Raw genomic sequence first — 22,477 nt, 5'->3', positions numbered from 1 at the left:
CTTCATGCTGTCAGGAGGGTCTGACAACGGACGTGGAGCTCTTGTCGCGACTGCGCTCCGCGCAGTCGAGCAGCGTCGGAAGCGCCCGTTCCAGCAAGTCGACGCCGTGCGCGTACGGCAGCCGCAGCCGGTCCCGGAAACCGTCCACGGCGGAGAACGCCGACCCCGGCACGACGGCCACGCCCCGGCGCCGCGCCAACTGCGCGAGCGCCTCCGTGTCGACGCCCGGCACCCGGACCCACAGGGCGGGGCCGCCGGCCGGCCGGTCCCACTCCCAGTGCGGGGCACGGGCGCGCAACAACTTCTCCGCACCCGCGAGCCGGTCGCGCAGCACCGCGCGGCGCGTCGCCCGCGCCCGCGGCAGCCCGGCCAGCAGCCGCACCGCCACCAACTGGTCCACCACCGAACATGACAGGTCCACCGATGTCTTGATCTTCGCGAGCCGCGCGACGATGTGCGGCGACGACCGGACCCAGCCCACCCGCACCCCGCCCCAGAACAGCTTCGACAGCGTCCCCACCGTGATCGTGGACGCCATCGGGAGCCGGGCCGCCAACGGCACGGGAGCCCCGTCGCCCGCCAGGCCGAGCTCCGCGCACGCGGTGTCCTCGACGGTGAACAGCTCACGCTCGCCGAGCGCCGACGCCCACTCCCGCAGCGCCGCGCCGTCCAGGCTGCGGCCCGTCGGATTGTGCACGGCCGGTTGGAGATAGACGAGCCGCGGCCGCACCGTCGCGCCCAGCCGCCGCAGCGCCGCGGCGTCGGAGCCGTCACCGCCCGCCCCTGGACGGTCGCCGCCGACCGGGACGAGCCGCGCGCCACGCGACCGCAGCGCCTCCAGAGCCCCCCGGTAGGTGGGGTTCTCCACCACGACGGTGTCGCCCGGGTCGACGAGGGCCTGCGCGACCAGCCACACGGCCTGCTGCGAACCCGAGGTGACGAGGATCTGCTCCGGCTCCGTCGGCACCCCCGCCTCGCGGTAGTACGCCGCGATGCCCTCGCGCAACTCCGGCAGACCGTGCGGCAGATAGCCGTCGCCATGCAGCATCGGGGCGAGGTCCGCGGCCGACAGCGCACCGACCGCGTCGCCCACCGCGCCGAGCCCGTCCAGCGCGCCACTGGAGAGATCGGCCCCGCTCGTCCGCGCGTCGAAGCTCGCGAGCCGTCCCTCACCCGCGTGCCGCTCCAGCGAACCCGAGCCGCGCAGCCGCGAACCGCTGCCGCGCCGGCTCTCCAGCCAGCCCGCGTCCTCCAGGAGGCTGTACGCGGCGGTCACCGTGGAGCGGCTCACCCCCAGCACACCGGCCAGTTCACGCTGGGACGGCAGCGTCGTGCCGGGCGCCACGTCCGCCCGCTCGGCCAACTCCCGCAGAGCATCCGCGAGTCGCCGCGGCAGCGGGCCCGCCCCCTCGGACGACCAACCGGTGAGCAGCCGTGACAATCGGGCCGTCGGGATCTTCGCCATGCCCTCATCTTCGCCTACCCGCAGGCCAATCCGGCCCCACTGGTCGTTGTCACCGACCAGGACCGGCCACAGGATCAGCACCACTGGGCACCTGAAGGAGAGTGAAGGACATGGCGACCGTGGTCCTCGTCGGAACGCTGGACACCAAGGGCGAGGAGTACGCCTGGATGCGCGAACGGCTCCGCGAGTACGGCAGCGACGTCCTGCTGGTCGACGTCGGCGTGCTCCCGCCGCCCGCCCAGACGCCCACACCCGACATATCGGCGGAGACGGTGGCGCGCGCCGGCGGGCACGAACTCGCCGCGCTGCGGGCCGCGGGCGACCGCGGCGTGGCGGTCGCCGCCATGGCCGAGGGACTGACCCGGGTCGTCCTCGACCTGCACCGGCAGGGCAGGCTCCACGCGGTGCTCGCCGCGGGCGGCAGCGGCGGCTCCGCCATCGCCGCGCAGGCCATGCGGGCCCTGCCCATCGGCGTACCGAAGGTGCTCGTCAGCACCATGGCGGGCGGCGACGTGGCACCGTACGTCGACAGCAGCGACCTCACGATGATGTACAGCGTCGTCGACGTCTCCGGCATCAACTCCGTCTCGCGCCACGTCCTCGGCAACGCGGCGGCCGCCGCGGCCGGCATGGCGCGCCGGCAGGAACGCAACCTGGAGGAGCTGGCGGGCCCCCGGCGCAAGGTCGTCGCCGCCACCATGTTCGGCGTGACGACACCCGCCGTCGACGCGGCCCGCGCCCGGCTCGCCGAACTCGGCTACGAGGTCCTGGTCTTCCACGCCACGGGCGCGGGCGGCCGCGCCGTGGAGAAGCTCGCCGCCGACGGCCTGCTGGACGGCGTGCTCGACCTGACCACCACCGAACTCGCCGACGAACTCGTCGGGGGAGTGCTCAGCGCGGGCCCCGACCGGCTCACCGCCGCGGGTGCCGCCGCCATCCCTCAAGTCGTCGCGCCCGGCGCCCTCGACATGGTCAACTTCGGCCCCGAGGCGAGCATCCCGGAACGCTTCGCCGGACGACGGTTCCTGGTCCACAACCCGACGGTCACCCTCATGCGGACGACCGCCCGGGAGATGGCCGCTCTGGGAGCCATGCTCGGCCACAAGCTCGCCGCGGCCCGCGGGCCCGCCGAAATCTTCTGGCCCCTGCGCGGGCTCTCGGCCGTGGACATGACGGACGCGCCCTTCGCCGACCCGGTGGCCGACATGACGGGCCTCGACGCCCTGCGTGCCACCGTGTGCGGCAGCGGTGTACGCCTGCACGAGGTCGACGCGCACATCAACGACGCGTCCTTCGCGGTCGCGATGGCCGACCGTCTGCACCAGCTGATCGGCGAACGCGCCGCCGTACCGGCCGGCCGCTGACCTCACCCTTTCCAGGAGCACCCCATGAACCGCAAGGAAGCACTCGCCCGCCTCCACGCCCAGGTCGCCGACGGCCGGCCCGTCATCGGAGCGGGCGCCGGCACCGGCCTGTCCGCCAAGTGCGCGGAGGAGGGCGGCGTCGACCTGCTCATCATCTACAACTCCGGCCGCTACCGGATGGCGGGCCGCGGCTCCCTGGCCGGCCTTCTGCCGTACGGCGACGCGAACGAGATCGTCGTCGACATGGCGCGCGAGGTCCTGCCCGTCGTCCGGGACACCCCGGTCCTCGCGGGCGTGTGCGGCACGGACCCCTTCCGCCGCATGGACCTCTTCCTCGACCAGCTCAAGGCCATGGGCTTCACCGGCGTGCAGAACTTCCCCACGGTCGGCCTGTACGACGGCACGTTCCGCGTCAATCTCGAAGAGACCGGCATGGGATACGGCCTGGAGATCGACATGATCCGCGCCGCCCACGAGCGCGACCTGCTCACCGCGCCCTATGTCTTCGACCCGGAGCAGGCCGCGGAGATGGCGAGGGCGGGCGCCGACGTCCTCGTCCCGCACGTCGGCCTCACCACGAAGGGCTCCATCGGCGCGGGCACCGCGATGACGCTCGACCAGGCGGCGGCCGCCGTCCAGGAGATGCACGACGCCGCCAAGCGCGTGAACCCCGATGCCCTCGTGCTCTGCCACGGCGGCCCCATCGCCGAGCCCGAGGACGCGCGGTACGTCCTCGAGCACACCACCGGCATCGTCGGCTTCTTCGGCGCCTCGTCGATCGAGCGGCTGCCCACGGAGCGGGCCGTCGTCGAGCAGACGCGGGCGTTCAAGTCCCTGCGGCCGTGAACTCCGCGCTCACCGCCTGGCCGCCCCCGCCGTCCTCACCAGAGGCGGGCGCCCCGCCGGGCCAGATAGCGGTAAGGGCTGATGTCCGAGCCGTAGTTGCGCCGGGCGCGGATCTCCAGGTGCAGGTGGGGGCCGGTGGCCCGGCCCGTGCTGCCGCTGCTCCCGAGCCGCGTCCCGGCGCGGACCCGGGCACCCTTGCGCACCCGGATGCGGGAGAGGTGGGCGTACAGCGCGTAGTGCCCGTCCGGCATCCGGACGGTGACGGCGTTGCCGTACGCACCCGACCAGCGGGCCAGCACGACCACCCCGGCGCCCACCGCGTACACGGGGGTGCCCCGCGGTACCGCGAGGTCGACCCCGGTGTGGTGACCGGCGAGCCAGTTGCCGCGCTTCCCGTACCGGGTGGTGACCCGGTAGCGGCGGCGCAGCGGGAGGGTGAACCGCCGGCGGGGACCGGCCTCGGCGAGACCCCGGTCGTCCTCCTCGGGGAACTCCGCGTCGGCCTCGGCGAGGGCCTCCTCGAACTCGGCGTCGTAGGTCGCCGGGCAGGAGCCGTCGGGCTCCAGTCCGGCCCGTGGCGCGGCCGCCCCCGCGGAGAGGGCGCCGCCTGCCAACAGCACCGCGGCCATGCCCAGTGCGTCACGTCGTGTGGTGCCCGCTTCACGCGGGCTGTCTATGTCGTAACCCATTGCAGAAAGGAGACCGTCCGTGGCGGGAGAGCGCACGTCGGCTGCGCCATCCGGGGGAAGCCCCCATAACCGACCGGCCTGGTGGTCAGTACGAACAGATATTGGACGCCCTCCGAACACCGGAACGACAATTTCAGCGCGCATCAAGGGGGTTGTGCTTCGCATGACGACGTCACCACAGTCCACTCCATCGGCAAGGCACTTGCTGGAATCGGGGTGGAACGCCATCTGATTCTCCGGCGAAGTCGTCGAGCACGGCCGGATGTTCGCCTCCGCGACGACGGAGGTGTCAGGCGTCGGCGGTGTCCCGGCACTCCACATGGCCCCAGCCGTGCGCGTTCTTGGCGATCTTCTCGCCGGCGGCGTAAGGCTTCTGGCAGTGGCAGCGCCCGGGGTACTTGGCCTTGATCACCGCGCTCGACGTCGACTTCTTCGCGCGGGTGGCGGTCTTCTTCGGCGCGCGGCCCGCGGGGGCGGCGGTCATGCGGTCGGGGCGCGGCTCGGGGATCTCGCGGGCGCCGTGGGCGGTGCCCGCGGGCTGCTGGGTCGTCGCGGCGTCGCTGGCCGCGACGTCGGCGATCGCATTGAGGTGATCACCGCCCACCTGGTGGGCGGCCACGTGCCGGAACGTCACCGCACGGCCCTGCAGCAGCGCGTCGATGCGGACGACGAGGTCCTTGTTGGCGACCGGCTTCTTCGCCGCGGTCTGCCATCCGTTGCGCTTCCAGGACGCGATCCACTTGGTGACCGCGTTCATCGCGTACTGGCTGTCCATCCGCACTTCGAGCGGCCGCGCGGGGTCGGTGGCCTCCAAGAGCTCGGCCAGCGCGGTCAGTTCGGCCACGTTGTTCGTGGCGTGGCCGAGCGGCCCCGCCTCCCAGCGCTGCGGGCGGCCCTCGGCGTCGGCGACCACCCATGCCCAGGCGGCGGGCCCGGGATTCTTCTTGGCCGCTCCGTCGCAGGCGGCAATGATCAAGTCAGACATTCCTCGATGATTTCATCGATCCGCCGCTCAGCTCCCCCCGGGTGTCCGGGTGCCGTGTCGGCATCGTCCGACTTCACGCGCTTCAGCCGGAATTGGGAGCGACCGCCCGAACCGCACCCCCCGGTGCCACAGCAGGTGAAGCCCTATGGGCGCGGCGGGCGGGAGATGCGGATACGGTGCTGACGTGATGATCGAGAGGGAGGGGCCCATGCCTGGAACCGTGCTGCTCGTCGCGGCTGCCCCGGTGGGCAAGGGGCGCCTGGTGGACGCGGCCTCCGTACTTCCCGTTCTCGCGGCGGTGCCCCCGGAGACCCTCGCAGGTACGCCGACCGCGAGCATCGTGGAACTGGCGGACCCGCTGGACCCGCAGACGGTACTGACCCGGCTGCGGGCGGCCGCGATGGCGCCGGGACCGCTGACGATCTACCTCATCGGGCAGGTCCATCTCGACCGGCGCCAGAGGCAGTTGCACCTCGCGCTCGCCAGGACCACCACGGCGACGGTCCGCTACACCGGGTTTCCCTGGCACTGGATCGCCCAGGAGCTGCGGCTGCGCCCGGTGGGCAGCACCACGGTCCTCGCCGATCTGCACACCGACCCGGAGAGCTGGCAGGCCCTCACCGAGCGGCCCCTCGACGCGGGCCCCGGCGTCGCGTTCTACGGCCGTGTCGCGCCGCCCGCGAAACGCCGTACGCCCGCGACCCCCGCGTACATGAAGGCCCTCGCGACGGTCCTCCGCAGCGGCCACCGCCCCCCGCTGCACCAGCTGCACCAGCAGGCCGCCCTGAGCCTCGGCGAGAACGCCCCGGACCTGCTGCCGGTCCACGACCCCGGCACGCCGCCCACTGCACCCCCACCGCACCCCGCGCCGCCCGCCGACGCCTCCATGGACCCGCACGCGGCGATCACCGCGGCCGTCGAGGCGGGCCGGCACGGCGAGGCGGCGGCCCTGGCGGCGTCCTGGGAACAGAGCGCGCTGCGCATGCACGGCCCGGGCTCGAAGGAGACCATCCACTGGATGGAGGTGCGGGCGGACCTGGCGCGGTTCGCCGGGGACCTGGCGCGCAGCTGCGAGATCTGGCTCGCGGTGGCATCGGCCCGGCTCGCGGCGGGGCAGGCCGCGGACTCCCCGGAGGTGGAGGCGGCGGCAGACCGCGCCCACCACCTCTGGGACCGCGTACGGGACCCCGAGGCCGTCCGCGCGCTGGGCCCCGGCCTGATCGCCCTGCGCCGCCGGGTGCCCGGCCGCCAGCGCGGCACGCTGCAGCTCGCGCAGCGGCGGCTCGAGCAGTTCCACACCCAGCAGGTCGGCTGACCGCACGTCGGCCGACCGCACCCGGCGGCTCGGGGCTCCTCAGCCTGGGCAGCCTCAGCCCCAGTCTCAGCGCGCCGTGCCGAACGCCTGCGTCCACCACGGGCCGCCGGACGCGTTGTGGATGCCCACGCCCAGCTCCTTGAAGTCGCAGTTGAGGATGTTGGCGCGGTGGCCGGGACTCTTCATCCACGAGTCCATCACCGACGCCGGGGTCTGCTGTCCGCGGGCGATGTTCTCGCCGTACGTGCTCCAGCGGTAGCCGGCCGCGCTGATGCGGTCGCCGGGGTCCGTGCCGTCCGGGCTCTGGTGGTCGAAGTAGTCGCGGGCCGCCATGTCGGAGGAGTGCTTGGCCGCCGCCGTGGCGAGCTTGCCGTTGGACCGGACAGGGCCGCAGCCCGCCTTGGCCCGCTCCGTGTTCACGAGCGCGACGACCTGCTCGGCGGTGCCGCTCGGCTTCGGCGGCGCCGGGTCCGGCGCCTCGGGCTTGGGCTTGGGCTTCGGCTTGGCCGCGGTGCGGCTCGGGGAGGGCTCGGCCTTCTTTTTCTTCTTCGTCTTGCTCGGGGTCGGCTTGGCGCTGGGGGACGCCGAGCGCTTGGGGGAGGCCGAGGGGGAGGCGCTCTTCGAGGCCGATGCCGAGGGAGCGGTGGGTGAGGCGGGGGCGGCGGCGGTGGCCGGTGTGCTCTCGTCCGTTTCCGGTCCGGTGAGGAGGTGCACCGCGGTGCCGCCGATGCCGAGCGCGAGGACCGCGGCGGCCACGCCGGTCGTACGACGTCGGCGTCTGGCGCGGTCACGGCGGGCCAGCGTCCGGGCGGAGACCGGGGCGGCGGCGCCGTGGGCGGACCCGGCGGAGGCCGAGCCGACCTCGACGAGGTCCGGTGCCACGACCAGGCCGCCGAGCGCGGCGCCCACCGGGACGAGGCCGAGGCCCACCAGCAGCCCCTCCGCCGGCACCAGGTTGGACCAGTGGCCCGCACAGGCGGAGCAGTCCCGGGCGTGGCGGGCCAGACGCTTGCGCCACAGCGCCGACGGCACCCCGTCCCAGCCGGCGGTGATCTGCCGCAGCCCCGCGCAGGGAGGGCTGGCCGACAGGGCGCGGACGACGACGCGGGCCGTCTCCAGCTGGGCCTTCATGCGCTGCACACGTACCGCCGTGTGCTGCGGCGACAGCTCCAGCGCCGCGGCGACCTCCGTCCGGGTGAGCTCGCCCGCGGACTCCAGCCACCACAGCGACAGCAGGGCGCGGTCGTCCTCGTCCAGCCAACGGGTGGCCTCGGCGGTCTCCCGCCGCTGCCCGGAGAGCCCGAGCCGGGTGATGGTCAGATCCACGAAGTCCGCGCCCGGGTCCACCACGTCGTACGCGTCCGCGAGACCGCCGCCGGCGGGTATCGCTCCCGACGCGCGCTCGCGCCAGTGGCCGCGTATCTGGTTCATGGTGATGGCGACCAGCCAGCTGCGGAAGTTCTCCGGACCGCGCAGCCCGTCCAGGCCGCCGAGGACGCGGAGCATGGTCTCCTGCACCACGTCGTCCACGTCCGCGTGGCCGTTCAGGGCCCGCCCGACGATGTTGTAGACCAGCGGCAGATACTCCGCCACCAGCGCGTCCTGCGCCTGCTGGTTCCCGTCCTGCGCTGCCCTGATCATCGTGACTTGGCGTTCGCTGCTCACGCTGTGTCCACTCTCTGTGTGGGGGGCTGACTCCTCCGACACAGGGGAGACGTCCCGCGCCCACCTCGATAACAGAAACCACTCGGGTGGGATTCGTGGTGAGGGTCACGATGCCAGGCCCGATGCCGCCTTGGCGCGCCGGTGCCCCGGTGCCTCGCGTCAGGAGCCGGCCGACACCGGTGAGTCCGTCCTGTCGGCCACCGACTCCCGCGTCGCGGAGTCCGGGACGGGCCGGTCCTTGCGGAGCGCGTTCCAGACCTGGTGCGACGCCTTGTCCAGCGGCAGGACGCGGCCCGCGTCCCGGGCGTCGTAGGTGACGGGCATGGTCACCATGTCGGTGCGGTCCGGGCTGATGCCCTTGAGCTCCTTGGCCAGGCCGAGCAGCTTGTCCGCGGAGGCCAGGTCGGAGTCGGCGCTGATGGTCTTCGTCGCGGTGTCCGCGAGGTCGTAGGACGTGGCGGGGTCGCTGAGCGGGTCGACGGTGTCGGCGCGGTGGATCAGGGCCTTGATGAACACCTGCTGGAGCTGGATGCGGCCCAGGTCGCTGCCGTCACCCACGCCGTGCCGGGTACGGACCAGCGCCAGCGCCTCCTCGCCCTTCAGCGTGTGCTTGCCTGCGGTCAGCGAGAGACCGCTGTTGGGGTCCTTGATGGCTTTGCGGGTGGTGATGTCGACGCCGCCGAGCTCGTCGATGAGCTTCTGGAACCCCTTGAAGTCGACTTCGAGGTAGTGGTTCATGCGCAGGCCCGACATCTTCTCGACCGTCTTCACCGTGCAGGCGGGGCCGCCGACCTGGTAGGACGAGTTGAACATGGCCTGCTGGGCGCCGGCCGCGCCGCCGCCGTGGGGCTGCGCGCACTGCGGCCGCTCGACCATGGTGTCGCGCGGAATGCTGACGACCGAGGCCTTCTTGTGGGTCTTGTCGACGTGCAGGACCATCGCCGTGTCGGCCCGTGCACCGCTCACACCGCTGCCGTACCGGCCGTGGGTGCCGGCGCGCGAGTCGGATCCGAGCAGGAGGATGTTCATCGACCCGTCGCGCTGCTCGGCGGGCCTGTCGTGGCCGAGGGCGGCGTTCACGTCGGTGCCCTGGATGTTGCCGTTGAGGTGCTGCCAGGCGTAGGCCACGCCCCCGCCGCCGATCAGGACCGTGCCCAGGGCGCCCCACGCGATGTACCGCAGGGCCTTCTTCCGGGGCCGGCGCCGCGAGCCGCGTACCCGTGCGGGCCCGTAGTCGGGCGCCGCGGGGCCGCCGACCGTGTGCGCCGGTTGGTCGTTCCCGCTCTCGTGCGGCATGCGCTGCCTCTCTTCGCGACCGATGACTCGGTGGACCTGAACAGTGGAGTGCTGGTCCGGGGACTCAGTAGGCGGAGTCGACGTTGTCGATCGAGCCGTACTTGTCGGCGGCGTAGTTGGCGGCCGCGGTGATGTTGGCGACCGGGTCGGTCAGATTGTTCGGCGTGCCCGCGACGTGGTACGCGTCGAAGGTGGGCTGGATCACCTGGAGCAGGCCCTTGGAGGGGGTGCCGTTCTGGGCATTGACGTCCCAGCCGTTCTGCGCGTTCGGGTCACCGGCGGACTCGCGCATGATGTTGCGGTGCAGACCCTCGTAGGTGCCGGGGATGCCCTTGGACTTCATGATGTCCAGGGACTCGCGGATCCAGCCGTCGAGGTTCTCGGGGTACTTCTTGTCGCCCGCGGCCTGCGGCGCGGAGGCGGGCGCCTGGGCCGGCTCGGCGGCCTGGGCGGGGGAGGGGACCAGCGTGAGGGCCGCGGCGGCGGCACCGGCGGTGGCGAGGCCGGCGATGGAGAACTTGCGGGTGCGGGCGGTACGGGCGGTACGGGTCATCGACATGCGGAAGCGAACTCCTGGGTGGGGACGTGAGGGGCGCCGGACCGGAGCGGGCGACTGTGCCGGGTGGTCGGGGCGTCCCGAAGACCTAGCCAGAGTTAGCGACGCTCGGGGAGGCGCGCAATCATGTGACGTACTACCCGCTTACGAAGAGGCCCCTGCCCGGCACACCCCCAGCCACCTCCCGCCCCCGCCCGCCCGCCTACTACCGCCTTTAGCATGTGACGTGTCCCCTATGAGTGGCCTCACAGCCACGGGCCCCCGGAAGTGGGCTGGGTCACCGAGGACGGGCGGGAAAGCGCCACGCCATGGCCTCCCTCACGCGCACGCCTCACCCGGCCAACGGCACCCACGCGGCTCGCTCGGCCGCATCGTGCGGCACCCCCCACACCAAGAACCCGTTCATCAGGCCGACCCCCGCCTCTTCCGCGAGCGACGGAATTTCGAGGACGTCAGCCATCTCCTCCATGTAGTCCGTCAGCGACTCGAACTGCACGCTGCGCTCCGCGTACTCGCACCAGTACCAGATCCTGCCGGTCTCAGCGTCCAAAGACAGGCCGGACACAGCATCTGCGCCGATCGAAGCAAAGGGGATCCAGGAGGGACGCCACACCGTGATCTCCTCTGTGTCGCCCGTCCGCCGCTGCGCCTCCTCGTCACTCCGTCGCAGCAGCATCTTGAGCTCATACGTGCGGCGGACGACATCGAACGGCATCAGCACAGACTCTCCCGGCATGAATCCAGGCATCGGCTCCGGCCGCACTCCTGCCCGCCGACTCCACAACGCCCTCAGCCCGACGGGCAGACGCACGCCCAAAGAGCCCTGCAATTCCTCGATTTCCGCCTCGGAAGCCCCGGGCAACAGGTTCGCCAAGGTCGCTGGAGCGTTCCGTTCGAGCCAGGACTCAATGCGCTGCCAGGCGTCGTCTATCTGCCGCCGCTCAATGCCCTGTACGCGTGCCGTATACCGATCCATACCGAACACGCTAGCGTCGGCCGTTCACGAACCGGCTCCGGTCATCCCACCGGTTCGTTCTTCTGCTCCCGCAGGGACGAGCGCATGAACTCGCAGCGCTCCTTGTTGCGGCGTCGCATCCAGAGGATCCAGTAGCAGAAGGCACCCACACCGCCGGCGAGGAGCAGGCAAGGGAGCAGTGAGCCGGTGGCTGCGCCGAGCACGAGCACGGCTGTCGCGATGAGTCCCATGACGCCCAGCCAGTACGGCAGCCACCGCTCTGCCCGTTCCAGCCGGTCCTGGTGTTCGGCGACCAGGCGCCGCATCGTCGCCCGTTCCCCGGGGTCGCTCGGCACGTCGCGGTGCCGGATCCTGCGGTTGAGGTCGATGACCGCACGGGGGTGCGTGCCGATGGCGCGGCTGATCCTGCGGCGCTGGAAGGCCACGCAGGTGAGGCCGGCGCCGGTGTAGAGCGCGCCTTGGATCAGCCACTGGACCGGGTGTGCGTCCTGTCGGAACAGGGCGGCGACCCCCACGCACAGCGGGAAGAGCAGCAGTGCCTGTGCGAACAGGCTGTGGTCGAACCAGCGCCTTAAGCCGTCCACGGCCGGTGCCTCCTCGGGATCGACGGGCTGGTGCTGTCGTGTCGAATTCCCGGGTACCCCGGCCGCGCCGGGGTATGGAGGGGTGGGCTCAAGCAGTCGGCGCGCGGATCAGTGCTCCGGCTGTGCCTTCATCGTGCGGTACATGCCGATCGAGTCGTGCTCGGCGGTGTCGGCGAAGCCGAACTTCTCGTACAGGAAGCGCGCCGGGCCGTCGGCGATCAGTGAGACGTACGCGGTCGCGGGCGCGCGGCGCTCCAGCTCCTCGGTCAGCGCGGCCATGATGCGCTTGCCGAGCCCGCGCCCCTGGTGCGCGGGGTGTACGCAGATGTCGACGATCTGGAACGCCGTGCCGCCGTCGCCGATGATCCGCCCCATGCCGACGGGCTCGCCCTCGTGGTGGAGCACCACGCCGTGCCAGGTGTTCGGCAGGGCGAGCGCGACGGCTTCGGGCGTCTTGTCGGAGAGTCCCGCGTCGGTACGCAGACGGCGGAAGGTCTCGACGGACGGCACTCCCGCGCGCACCTCGTAAGGGTCAGTAATGTCTTGCATGTGTTACATGCTAGCGGGTTTCCTGCGGTCAGCGTCGCTGGAACGTGACCTCGGGGTGGTCCGCCGTCGGCCCGTCGAGGAGCGGCTGCGGCCTGCCGCGCAGATGGTGCTCGTAGAACGCCCCTATGTACGCCCGCGTGATCCGCTCGGAACGCTCACCGGACAGCGGCACCTTCGGGTCCACCACCCCGGCCTGCCCCATCAGGACGGGCGCGTCCGTGAAGGTGAAGTGGCCGGAACCCGCGACGGTGAGCCAGCGCTTCCAGCCGTCCAGGCCCCGCCAGGTCTCGTCCCAGTTCTTGCCGTCCTCGACCCCGGGCGTGTGCTCCTCCTCGGTGCCCAGCATCAGGAAGGGGCGGCCGTCGATCCCGGCGGGCCCGGTGTGGAAACTGCCGTCCATGTTCATGCCCGCCCGCACCCGGCGGTCGCTCGTCATGGTGGCGAGCGCGGCGGCCCCGCCGATGGAGTGCCCGCCCGCGCCGATCCGCTCGCTGTCGATCATGCGGGCGTGCCGCCAGGCGGCTTTGCGTCCGGTCAGCCGGTCGATGACGTACGAGAGGTCCTTGGCCCGCCCCTCCGTGGCGGTCCTGCCCCCGCCGGGCTCCTCGACGATGGGGCAGGCCTCACAGGTGAGGACGCGCCCGCCGGGGAAGGCCGTGCCGGTCGACTCGTAGGCGTGGTCGACGGTGGCCACGACGAAGCCACGGCTGGCCAGGTCCTCGGCGAGGTGGGTCAAGGTGGCGCGGGGAGCGGTGAAGCCGGGGGAGAGCACGATCAGCGGGAAGCGCCCCGGTGTCGGCCCTGCGCCTGCGCGCGCGAAGGTGCGGGTGGCGCTGTACGCGGCGGGGGAGACCTGCTGGTCCAGCTTCCACCACTCCAGCATCAGCCTGGCCTCTTCCTCCGACGTGTAGGAGGTGGGACGGCCGCCGCCGTGCCGCGCGGGGTAGTACACGGACGCCATGAGCTCCCGCGCGTCCGCCGAGGGCACCCAGGGGTCGGGGCGGCTCTTGTCGACGAGGTGCAGAGTGTCGCGACCGACGGCGAACGGGCCGGTGGGGCGCGGGAGATGCAGAGGCGCTGTCGCCGTGTCGCTCACCGAGACGCCGCCGGGGCCGCCGGTGCCGCCGCGTCCGTCGGCGAAGGCGGTCGCTCCGCCCGCGACAGGCAGGGCGAGAGCGAGGGCGGCAGTGGTGACCAGAGTGCGTCGAAGCAGGAGGGTTCGGGTTGCCTTCATGGCAAAGGAGGCTAGGTCAGGGGCAGTTGGGGGCACGTCGCCCTGCAGTAGCACGCGCGGCCAGACTCTGGAGGTACGCCGCGGACGGCATGTCAGCTCCTGGTATGACGGGCAGGAGCCGTGTTCCGGCGTCACTCCGCCACCCCCTCGTGGCCCGGCCGGAGCCCCTTCGTAGAGTCACCGGGTGAACGAACACCACGCACCCGATCCACACCTGCCGATGCTGACCTTCCCGCAGGCCGAACGTCTGCGGAGTGTGACTGCCGATTACTTCCTGACGCACCGCGGCATACGTCCTCGGATGGAGGGCGACGCCGTACTGGTGGGCGACGGGCATCGCAGCCCGCTCCTGAACCTGGCACACCAGTGCCGCGCCGTGGCCGAGGAACACTGGCCCGCCCTGGTCGAACAGCACTTCACCCACCTCGCCGAGGCGTCCCGGGGCGGCGAGAACGTACAGGTACTGCTCGACGGCACCGTCCTGCGCCTCCTGCCCGACGACGCCTTCCCCGGCGAGATGGCGAACAGCTTCCGTTACGCGCAGCCGGTCGCCGAGGGGCTGATCCTCGCGCTGGCCCTCGACGGCCCCACCTCCGTCCGCATCCTCACCGATCGCGACGTGGCGCTCGCCGGCCCGGAGCGGCTCTGGGCGGCGGCCCGGCAGAACCTGCTCCGCGAACCGGTGGAGCACACGGAGGTGACCGGCCCGCAGGGTGCGCGGCTGCATTCCGTCCACGGGGACTCCCACTTCGTGGCGAGCAAAGCGCTCGTACTCCCGGAACTGGCCCGCGCGACCACCGGCAGGGACCTGCCGGACGCCGGCGCGCTCGTCGTCGTCCCCCGCAGGAACCGGCTGGCGTTCCACCCCATCGAGGACGGCACGGTGGTGGACGCCGTCAACGACCTCGGCTCGTACGCGCTCGGCGCGCACGAGGACGGGCCGGGCGCGCTGTCACCCCGGCTGTACTGGTGGCACCAGGGGCGGCTGACCTCCCTCACCGTCATCGACCACGAGACCCGCTCCTTCTCCGTGGTGCCGCCGCCCGAGCTGATGGACGTGATGAGGGAGCTGCACGCCGGTTCGCCGCCGCCCGTCGCCTCCGCCGCACCTGATACCGAAGCGGCCGCCGGGGGCGACTTGGCGGGACTCGACCCCGCCGCCGCAGCCGAACACATCGTCCGGCTGGCGCAGAGCCCGGCAGGCCCCGCCCACGCCTTCACGGTCACGAAGAAGCTGAGCGACGCGCGCTTCGCGGCCGACCCGGACGGGGCGAGCCTGGAGACCTGGGAGGCCTGGGTGTGGGCCATGCAGACCGGCTCGGCGCTGTTCAGCACGGCCACGTCCCACCAGGGCACGGTGGAGTGCCGCATCGCCGACCGCGTGCTGCCGCTGCCAGCGACCGGACCCGGCCCCGCCGCGGATGCCCGCGCCTGGCTCGACGCCTTCTACCTCGCCGCCGTCTGCCGGGAACAGGACAGGCTGACGATGCTCTGCGGCGTGCCGCTGGACGACCTGCGCCGGGCCGCGCCCCTCGACGAGTACGTCTTCCACTGGATCGAGACGCTGCGGGCCTTCTGGCTGAGGCGGCCCATGGACGATGTCGTCCAGCATCTGATCGCCACCATGGAGACCTCCCACCCCCACGTCGCGACCCGCACCCCGGGCGACTTCCTCAACTTCATCGACTATCAGCCGGCCGCGCTTCTCCACCGCCTGATCGCGGGCGACCGCGACGCCTTCGCGCAGGCCCTCGCAGAAGCCCTCGCCCACCACGAGCGGTACTGGGCCGACCGGCCCGCGGAGAGCGAGGGTGCCGCCTTGTACCGCCGCGTCGCACTCGGCCCTCTCGCGATGGCGTGCCTGGCGTACGACGCCGACTTCCCCGTCGACGAGAAGGCTCCGTTCCTGCCCAGGTACCTCCTCAACCGCGGCTGGCTCGGCGAGTTTCCGACGTAAGACGTATAGGAGAGACGCAGAGCACACGTAGAACAGGCGTAGAACAGACCTCGGCCACCGGCGTGTTGTCGTCGTGCGGTGTTGTCCACGGCGGTGGTGATGGGCGAGTGTGCTGTGTCATGGACTGTGACCGGCACGACACCGCGTTGCCTCTGTCCCGACGTCAGCTGTTCGTTGCCGCGGGTGCCTCCGGGGCGGTCGCCGCGCTGGGGGCGCCACCGGCGCCGGCCCGGCCGCGCACCACCGTCCCCCTCTCGTTCACCCGCGTCACGAACGGGGCGGCGACCCTCTCGCCCGCCGCGGACCGGCTGGTCGTCGAGGCGCAGGCCACCCTGTGGTCCCTGCCCCGCGCCGGCGGCGATGCGGTGCCGCTGACACCGGCGGGGCTGGAGCCGAACCGGCCGGTGTACGCCCCGGACGGCACGTCGGTCGCGTTCTGCGCCTACCAGGACGGCGGGTTCCACATCTGGACGATGCGCGCCGACGGGTCACGGTTGCGGCAGCGCACCGACGGCCCCTGGGACGACCGGGGACCCGCCTGGTCGCCCGACGGATCACGCATCGCGTTCGCGTCCGAGCGCGGCGGCGACCCGGTGCGCGGCGCCCCGTACCGCATCCACGTCCTGCACCTCGCGAGCGGCGAACTCACCCGCGTGACCGGGCGGCCAGGGCAGGACGGGCCTTTGCAGGACGGGCCGTGGGAGGACTTCGACCCGACCTGGTCGCCGGACGGCGAGCGACTCCTGTTCGTCCGCGCGAAGTCCGTCACCACGGAGCAGGGCACCGCACTGGAGGCCCGGACCGTGGCAGCCGTCCCCGCCGGGGGAGCGGGCCCCGTCACCGTCGTCCACACCGAGACTTCGGCCGCGCAGGTCATGACGCCCGCCCTGGCCCCCGACGGGCACCGGCTCGCCTACCTGCGCACCACGGCCGCGCCCCGCGCCTCCTGCACCCTCGTCGTCGACGGCCGGCCCGTCGCGCTCGACGGCGATCTCGCTCCCGTGCCACCGCGCTGGACGGCGAAGGGAGAGCTCCTGCTCACCGTCGACGGCCGCTTCACGCTCCTGCGCCCCGACAGACCCGGTAAGCCGGAAGCGATCCCCTTCGACGCCACCCTGCCGGTGCACCGCCCCCGGTACCGGGTCAAGGAGTACGACCTGGGCCTCGGGCGAGCACGACCGGCCCGCGGCATCCACCTGCCCGCGCTCTCGCCCGACGGGCGCCGGATCGCCTTCGCCGCCCTCAACTCCCTCTGGCTGGCGCACACTTCCGGCGGCCGCCCGCCCCGCAGACTCCGCCGGGCGGCGCCCACCGGCTATCTGCTCGGCCCGTCCTGGGCGCGGGACGGGAAGTCCCTGGTGTACGCGGACGACCGCGACGGGCTGCTCGGCGTGTACCGGCACGACCTCGCCACCGGCGCGGAGACCGCGCTGGCGACCGGCGGCCGCGTCCACCCGGCGCTCTCACCCGACGGCGAGCGGCTCGCCTGCCTGGACATGACCGGCCGCCTCATCGTGCGCGACCTGGCGTCGGGCACCGAACGCGCGCTGGCCGAGCCGCTCGGCGGGGGCGGGCTGCCGGGCCGGCCGAGCTGGTCGCCGGACGGCCGCCATCTCGCCCTCTGCGACCGCAACCGCCTCAACCGCCGCTTCCGCGAGGGCTACAACCTCATCCGGATCGTCGACACCGCCACCGGAGCCGACCGGCTGCACGCCGTGGCCCCGCACACCTCGATCTCCGACCGGTACGACTCCGGGCCCGTCTGGTCCCCGGACGGCCACTGGCTCGCCGTGATCATCGAATCGGCGCTGCATCTCATCCCCGTGACGCCCGACGGCACGCCACGCGGCGCGCCGCGCATGCTCTCCGGCGAACCGGCGGACCACCCCTCGTGGTCCGGCGACTCGGCGTCGCTCCTCTACCTGTCGAGCGGCCGACTGCGCCTGACCGGCGTCGACGGAGGCCGCCCGCGCACGGTCCGGGTCCCGCTGGACGGGCGCAGGCCCGCGCCCGCCGATGTCGTCGTGCATGCGGGCCGACTGTGGGACGGCACAGGAGAGGAGGTGCGGGAGGACGTCGACATCGTCGTCCGCGGCGGCCGGATCGCCTCCGTGCGGCCCCACCGAGCCGCCGGTCACGCCGCCGCAGCCCGCCGCGTCGACGCCTCGCGGCACACGGTCGTCCCCGGACTGTGGGACACCCACACCCACCCGTGGCAGACGACCTACGGCGGACGCCAGACGGCGGGCCAGCTGACGTACGGGATCACCACGGCGGTGTCGCTGGGCGGCTTCGCCTACGAACAGGCCCGCGTCCGTGAGGCGGTGTTCGCGGGCGAACTGGCAGGACCCCGCCTCCTCACGACGGGCGAACTCCTCGACGGCGCCCGCGTCGCGTACAGCATGGGCCGCGCCCACCGGAGCAGGGCGGCCCTGAGGCGCTCCCTGGAGCGCGGCGACGCGCTCGACTGGGACTTCGTCAAGACCTATGTGCGGGCGCCCGGCTGGGTGATGGAGGAGGCGGCGCGCTTCGCGCACGAACGGCTCGGCGTGCGCACGGGCGGCCATCTGCTGTCGCCCGGCATCCAGCTCGGCCAGGAACTGACGACCCATCTGCAGGCAACGCAGCGAGCGGAGTTCGGGCACGCCGTGACGGCGACCGGCCGCGCCTACGACGACGTCGTCGAGATCTACAGCGCACGCGGCGCGGACTTCTCACTGATCGCCACACCGTTCACGTCGGCGCCCCTACTCGGAGCGGACCCCGCCCTCGCGGACGACCCGCGTGTCACCGCGGTGATGCCGCCGTGGGACGCCGTGGCGGTGCAGGCCGGCGCGGCCGTACCGCCGAGCGAGGCCCAGCTGGCCACCCTGCGCAGGGAGACCGACATCTACCGGCGCATCCTCGCCGCCGGCGGCCGGGTCGCCCTCGGCACGGACCAGCCCCTCGTCCCGGTCGGCCTCGCCCTGCACCTGGGGCTGCGCGCCCTGCACCTGGGCGGCCTGTCCCCGGCGGAGGCGCTGCGCACCGCGACCGTGCTGCCCGCCCGGGTGTTCGGCCTCGACCGGGACCTCGGCACCGTCGAAGCCGGGAAGGTCGCCGACCTCACCATGGTGGACGGCGACCCGTTCACGGACTTCGACACGATGGTGCGGACGGTGTCGGTGCTCCGGGGCGGCACCCCGTACACGACCGAGGAGCTGACGTCCGCGTTCGACCGGCAGCGGGTGGGCGAGGCGGACTGGCTGAAGGTCGGCCGTCTGATGCGCCGGGACGGATGCTGCACACCGGAGATCTGAACGGGGAGACCTGGAACGGGACCGCCGCCCACGCGTTCGGCCGAGCGGGGCCTACTCGAAGCGCGTGACGTCTCCCGCGCCCCGCCGGACGATCTCCGCCTCGCCGTTGGAGAAGTCGATGACCGTGGTGGGCTCCGTGCCGCAGTCGCCGGAGTCCACGACCGCGTCCACGAGGTGGTCGAGGCGCTCCTTGATGTCCCAGCCCTGCGTCAGCGGCTCCTCCTGGTCGGGCAGGAGCAGCGTGCTGGAGAGCAGCGGCCCACCGAGCTCGGCGAGCAGGGCCTGGGTGACGATGTGATCGGGGATGCGGACACCGACGGTCTTCTTCTTCGGGTGCAACATCTGCCGCGGCACCTCTTTGGTGGCGGGCAGGATGAAGGTGTAACTGCCCGGGGTGGCGGCCTTGATGGCGCGGAACACGTTGTTGTCGAGGTGAACGAACTGCCCCAGCTGCGCGAAGCTCTGGCACATCAGGGTGAAGTGGTGGCGGTCGTCGAGCTGACGGATCGACCGGATGCGGTCCATGCCGTCGCGGCTGCCGAGCTGGCAGCCCAGCGCGTAGCAGGAGTCCGTCGGATACGCGACGAGCGCGCCGGAGCGGATCCCGTCCACCACGCTGCTGATGCTGCGCCGCTGGGGGTTGTCGGGATGCACGTCGAAGTACTTGGCCATTGCGCGAGTCTAGGTGACCCGCGCGTGTCCGCCGGGGTGCGGCGGGCCTGTCGGGTTTTCCGGGCTCGCCGGGCTCGCCGGGCTTGTGTGGCGGCGCGCGGGAAGGGGGAGGGGGGCCGGGCGGGGCAGGGAGCTCCCCGCCCGGCGTCGCGTCAGCCGGCGAGCAGGGCGTCCATCTGGCCGACGGACTCGGTCAGGCCGTCCACCACGCCCATGTTCAGGAGCTGCTCCATCTGCTCGCGGGAGTCGAAGGCCGAGCGCATCTCCATGCGGGTGCCGCCGGAGTGCTCGGTCAGCCGCATCTGTACGGTCGAGACCGGCAGGTCCGCGGCCGGCTTGCCGTCCTGGTCGGCGAACCCGTCGGTGAAGTCCAGGGACGTCGGCGGCTCGACCGCGGTGACGCGCCACCATCCGCGGTGCTTCTCGCCCTCGGGGCCCGTCATGAAGTACGTGACGTCGCCGCCGGGGGTCAGATCGTGCTCCTCGAAGGTGGCCGGGTAGCTCGGCGGCCCCCACCACCGCTCCAGCTGCCGCGGGTCGGCCCACAGCTCCCACACCTGCCCGACCGGGGCGGTGAAGTCGGCGACCAGCGTGAGCGTGAGGTTGTCGAGATCCTTGTCGATGCTGGTGATGCTCATGATTCGGCTCTCCTCGCGGGGTTGTTCTCTTCTGTGTCCGGGTCCGGGTCCTGGGCCGTGGCCGGGGCGGCCTCCTCGGCGAGCAGCCGGGACATCCGGTCCACACGCCCGATCCACGCCGTCTCCAGCTGGTCGAGCGCCTGCCGCGCCTGCCGCAGGCCGTCGGCGTCGGTGCGGACGAGCTGCTCGCGGCCGCGGCGCTCCTTGGTCACGAGGCCGGCCCGCGCCAGGACCGCGACGTGTTTCTGCACGGCGGCGAAGCTCATCGGGTAGGCCTCCGCCAGCTGTGACACCGACATCCCGGTCCGGACGCACCGGCGCAGGATGTCCCGTCGCGTCGTGTCGGCCAGCGCGTGGAACAGGTGGTCCACGGCCCGGTCGCCCACTTCATGTACAACCATTTGGTTGTATGTTAGCGCGGTTGGGTCCGCCGGTCGACCGGAAGCGGAAGGTCTCGCCGGGCATGGCAGGTCCTGTCGGGGCCGCTCTGGCTCAGCGGTGGGTGTCGAGCGTGTGGCGCAGTGTCTTCGCGAAGGGCTCGGGGGCGCCGTGCTGACCGAACTCGCCGCCCAGGAATCCGCCGTGATGGCTGGGGAACACGGCGAGCTCGGTGCCGAGCCCCTCGGCGATGGCGGCCGCCGCGCGCGCGGCGAACTCGCCCTCGGACTCCTGCCCGGCCGCGAGGACGACGCGGGTCGGCGCGGCACGCAGCGCGTCGAGGTCGGGCCGGTAGCCGGTGCAGCCCCGGATGTTCTGCCCCAGGAGCGGGTCGTCGCGTGAACCGTCGTCCTCGGTCGGCAGCCCGAAGTCGGCGGGCGAGGGCGCCGGCTCGTCCGCCCAGGTCATCGGGAACGGCCCCTTCCGGCTCGTCGCCGCGATGAACTTCGCCATCGCGGGACCCATGCCGTCGCGCAGGTACGTCGCGTGGATGTCCGCGCACACCGCGAGCATCACCTCCCGGTCGGGGACGACCTGCGCGGCCGGCGGCTCATGGGCGACGAGGGTACGGACGAGATCCCCGTGCCGCTCCACCAGCGCGAGCGAGTTGACGGCGCCGCCGCTGCTCGCGAACACGTCGACGGGGCCCGCGCCGAGCGCTTCGATGATCTGCCGCAGGTCGGCGGCGTGCTCCTCGACCGCTGTCTCCGCCGCGCCATCGGTACGGGCGCTGCGGCCCGTTCCCCGGGGGTCGTAGGTGACCACGACCCGGTCCGTGAAGTGCGACGCCAGGGTGGCGAACCCGTCGGCGCCCATGGGCGAGCCGACCAGGAACAGCACCTCCCCGCCGGTCCCGCCGCCGCGGATGTCGTACGTCAGCGTGGCGCCGTCCGCGGTCAGCGTGCGGGTCTCTGTCTCAGCCATGAGATCTCCTCGATGCTTGCGGTCTCGTGAAAGAAGACCGTTCGCCCCGCAAGAACTCATCGGCGATGTCACGCCGAAATGTCTCGGAACGTCTCAGGCGGCGCCGATGAACTCCAGCAGATCCCGGTTGACCGCGTCGGCGTGGGTGATGAAGATGCCGTGCCCGGCGAAGGCGTACTCCTTGTAGACGTTGTCCGGCACCAGCTTCGCCAGGCGCTGCCCGCAGAGGGCGACCGGGGCGGAGACGTCGGCGTCGCCGTGCAGGATCAGCGTCGGCACGCGTATCGCGGCGGCCTCCTCGCGTACGTCGGTACCGCACGCCGTCCTCACGACCTCGACGGCGGCCTTGGCCGAGCAGTCGAGGCACCGCTGGACCATCCACTCCATGAGTTCGCCGGAGATGGCGTTGCCCAGGTGTGTGGCGAAGAACGCCTGCGCGTTCTGCGCCATCCACCTCGGGCGGTCCTTGGTCCGCTCGGCCTCCATGGCGTCGAAGACCTCCTGGCCGATGCCGTCCGGGTTGTCCGGCGTCGCCAGCATCAGCGGCGCGGTGGTCCCGATCAGCGCCACCCGGCTCACCCGGTCGTAGCCGTGCCGGGAGAGGTAGCGGATCACCTCTCCGCCGCCCATCGAGTGCGCCACCAGAGTCACCTCGCGGAGGTCGAGACGGTCGAGGAGAGCCGCGAGGTCGTCGGCGAGGGTGTCGTAGTCGAAGCCGTGACCGACCCAGTCCGAGCGGCCGTGCCCCCGCCGGTCGAACGCGACGCAGCGCAGGCTCTGTTCGGCGAGCGGCAGCATCTGAAACTCCCATGAGCTGCTGCTGAGCCAGGCCCCCGCCACGAACACCACCGGCTTGCCCTGCCCCCAGTCGGTGTAGAAGAGGCTGGTTCCGTCGGAGCCCTCGAAGTACGGCATGGGTGGTTCCTTCCTGAGTGGCGAGGTGTCGCCGTGTCGCTGTGTCGGGCCAACTCTCGCCCAGCGCCGCCCATTTCGTCGATTACTCCGCAGGTAATCCGAACCCGGGG

The 22,477-nt window shown here is 72.5% G+C and carries 20 protein-coding genes; 5 read left to right on the top strand and 15 right to left on the bottom strand.

Annotation, left to right across the window (positions count from 1 at the left end):
* Positions 1-10: 10 nt before the first annotated feature.
* The gene (locus tag ACZ56E_RS11345; RefSeq protein ID WP_471213336.1) at positions 11-1,465 is read right to left on the bottom strand and encodes an aminotransferase-like domain-containing protein; all 1,455 of its coding nucleotides are present in this window, start codon (positions 1,463-1,465) and stop codon (positions 11-13) included.
* A gap of 110 nt (positions 1,466-1,575) precedes the next feature.
* On the opposite strand from ACZ56E_RS11345, the gene ACZ56E_RS11340 reads away from it, so the two are divergent.
* Both ACZ56E_RS11340 and ACZ56E_RS11335 read left to right on the top strand, forming a co-directional pair.
* Positions 1,576-2,829, top strand: coding sequence for a Tm-1-like ATP-binding domain-containing protein (locus tag ACZ56E_RS11340; protein WP_471213335.1), 1,254 nt, complete (start codon positions 1,576-1,578; stop codon positions 2,827-2,829).
* Positions 2,830-2,853: 24 nt separating this feature from the next.
* Positions 2,854-3,675: a phosphoenolpyruvate hydrolase family protein gene (locus tag ACZ56E_RS11335; protein ID WP_468611004.1), complete on the top strand. Its 822-nt coding sequence runs from the start codon at positions 2,854-2,856 to the stop codon at positions 3,673-3,675.
* 35 nt (positions 3,676-3,710) lie between these two features.
* Here the strand turns inward: ACZ56E_RS11335 and ACZ56E_RS11330 are convergent, their stop codons facing one another.
* Positions 3,711-4,364: a M23 family metallopeptidase gene (locus tag ACZ56E_RS11330; protein ID WP_468611005.1), complete on the bottom strand. Its 654-nt coding sequence runs from the start codon at positions 4,362-4,364 to the stop codon at positions 3,711-3,713.
* A 289-nt stretch (positions 4,365-4,653) separates the two neighbouring features.
* Positions 4,654-5,349, bottom strand: coding sequence for a ribonuclease H family protein (locus tag ACZ56E_RS11325; protein ID WP_471213333.1), 696 nt, complete (start codon positions 5,347-5,349; stop codon positions 4,654-4,656).
* 208 nt (positions 5,350-5,557) lie between these two features.
* On the opposite strand from ACZ56E_RS11325, the gene ACZ56E_RS11320 reads away from it, so the two are divergent.
* Positions 5,558-6,664, top strand: coding sequence for a hypothetical protein (locus ACZ56E_RS11320; RefSeq protein WP_471213331.1), 1,107 nt, complete (start codon positions 5,558-5,560; stop codon positions 6,662-6,664).
* A gap of 66 nt (positions 6,665-6,730) precedes the next feature.
* Here ACZ56E_RS11320 and ACZ56E_RS11315 read toward each other — a convergent pair whose 3' ends face one another.
* The 7 genes from ACZ56E_RS11315 to ACZ56E_RS11285 all read right to left on the bottom strand — a co-directional run bounded on the left by ACZ56E_RS11315 (position 6,731) and on the right by ACZ56E_RS11285 (position 13,524).
* Positions 6,731-8,329 (bottom strand): sigma-70 family RNA polymerase sigma factor, encoded by a 1,599-nt coding sequence (locus tag ACZ56E_RS11315; protein WP_471213330.1) that lies wholly within the window; start codon positions 8,327-8,329, stop codon positions 6,731-6,733.
* Between the two features lie 159 nt (positions 8,330-8,488).
* Complete coding sequence (locus ACZ56E_RS11310) at positions 8,489-9,625, bottom strand: LCP family protein (RefSeq protein ID WP_471213329.1); 1,137 nt, start codon at positions 9,623-9,625, stop codon at positions 8,489-8,491.
* A 64-nt stretch (positions 9,626-9,689) separates the two neighbouring features.
* On the bottom strand, positions 9,690-10,184 hold the full coding sequence (locus ACZ56E_RS11305) for a transglycosylase SLT domain-containing protein (protein WP_471213327.1): 495 nt from the start codon (positions 10,182-10,184) through the stop codon (positions 9,690-9,692).
* Between the two features lie 328 nt (positions 10,185-10,512).
* Positions 10,513-11,157: an SMI1/KNR4 family protein gene (locus ACZ56E_RS11300; protein WP_471213326.1), complete on the bottom strand. Its 645-nt coding sequence runs from the start codon at positions 11,155-11,157 to the stop codon at positions 10,513-10,515.
* Positions 11,158-11,198: 41 nt separating this feature from the next.
* Positions 11,199-11,741, bottom strand: coding sequence for a hypothetical protein (locus tag ACZ56E_RS11295; protein ID WP_471213325.1), 543 nt, complete (start codon positions 11,739-11,741; stop codon positions 11,199-11,201).
* Between the two features lie 108 nt (positions 11,742-11,849).
* Positions 11,850-12,290 (bottom strand): GNAT family N-acetyltransferase, encoded by a 441-nt coding sequence (locus tag ACZ56E_RS11290; RefSeq protein ID WP_471213324.1) that lies wholly within the window; start codon positions 12,288-12,290, stop codon positions 11,850-11,852.
* Between the two features lie 28 nt (positions 12,291-12,318).
* On the bottom strand, positions 12,319-13,524 hold the full coding sequence (locus ACZ56E_RS11285) for an alpha/beta hydrolase family protein (protein ID WP_471213322.1): 1,206 nt from the start codon (positions 13,522-13,524) through the stop codon (positions 12,319-12,321).
* A gap of 184 nt (positions 13,525-13,708) precedes the next feature.
* Here ACZ56E_RS11285 and ACZ56E_RS11280 point away from each other — a divergent pair, with 184 nt between their 5' ends.
* A complete protein-coding gene (locus tag ACZ56E_RS11280) occupies positions 13,709-15,481 on the top strand; it encodes an immunity 49 family protein (protein WP_471213321.1) in 1,773 nt (590 codons plus the stop codon).
* A 119-nt stretch (positions 15,482-15,600) separates the two neighbouring features.
* On the top strand, positions 15,601-18,780 hold the full coding sequence (locus tag ACZ56E_RS11275) for an amidohydrolase family protein (RefSeq protein WP_471213320.1): 3,180 nt from the start codon (positions 15,601-15,603) through the stop codon (positions 18,778-18,780).
* Between the two features lie 51 nt (positions 18,781-18,831).
* Here the strand turns inward: ACZ56E_RS11275 and ACZ56E_RS11270 are convergent, their stop codons facing one another.
* From ACZ56E_RS11270 to ACZ56E_RS11250, 5 genes are all read right to left on the bottom strand, one after another.
* Positions 18,832-19,452 (bottom strand): L-threonylcarbamoyladenylate synthase, encoded by a 621-nt coding sequence (locus ACZ56E_RS11270; RefSeq protein ID WP_468611016.1) that lies wholly within the window; start codon positions 19,450-19,452, stop codon positions 18,832-18,834.
* Positions 19,453-19,604: 152 nt separating this feature from the next.
* Positions 19,605-20,090, bottom strand: coding sequence for an SRPBCC family protein (locus tag ACZ56E_RS11265; RefSeq protein ID WP_471213318.1), 486 nt, complete (start codon positions 20,088-20,090; stop codon positions 19,605-19,607).
* Positions 20,087-20,491: an ArsR/SmtB family transcription factor gene (locus ACZ56E_RS11260; RefSeq protein WP_471213317.1), complete on the bottom strand. Its 405-nt coding sequence runs from the start codon at positions 20,489-20,491 to the stop codon at positions 20,087-20,089. The genes ACZ56E_RS11265 and ACZ56E_RS11260 overlap by 4 nt, the downstream gene beginning before the upstream one ends.
* A 91-nt stretch (positions 20,492-20,582) precedes the next feature.
* Positions 20,583-21,452, bottom strand: coding sequence for an alpha/beta fold hydrolase (locus ACZ56E_RS11255; protein WP_471213315.1), 870 nt, complete (start codon positions 21,450-21,452; stop codon positions 20,583-20,585).
* Positions 21,453-21,545: 93 nt separating this feature from the next.
* On the bottom strand, positions 21,546-22,367 hold the full coding sequence (locus ACZ56E_RS11250) for an alpha/beta fold hydrolase (RefSeq protein WP_471213314.1): 822 nt from the start codon (positions 22,365-22,367) through the stop codon (positions 21,546-21,548).
* Between the last annotated feature and the right edge of the window lie 110 nt (positions 22,368-22,477).

Source organism: Streptomyces sp. NPDC039480 (genome assembly GCF_055597165.1).
Note: the sequence above shows the minus strand (reverse complement) of the source record. Positions and strands in the feature narration are given on the sequence as shown.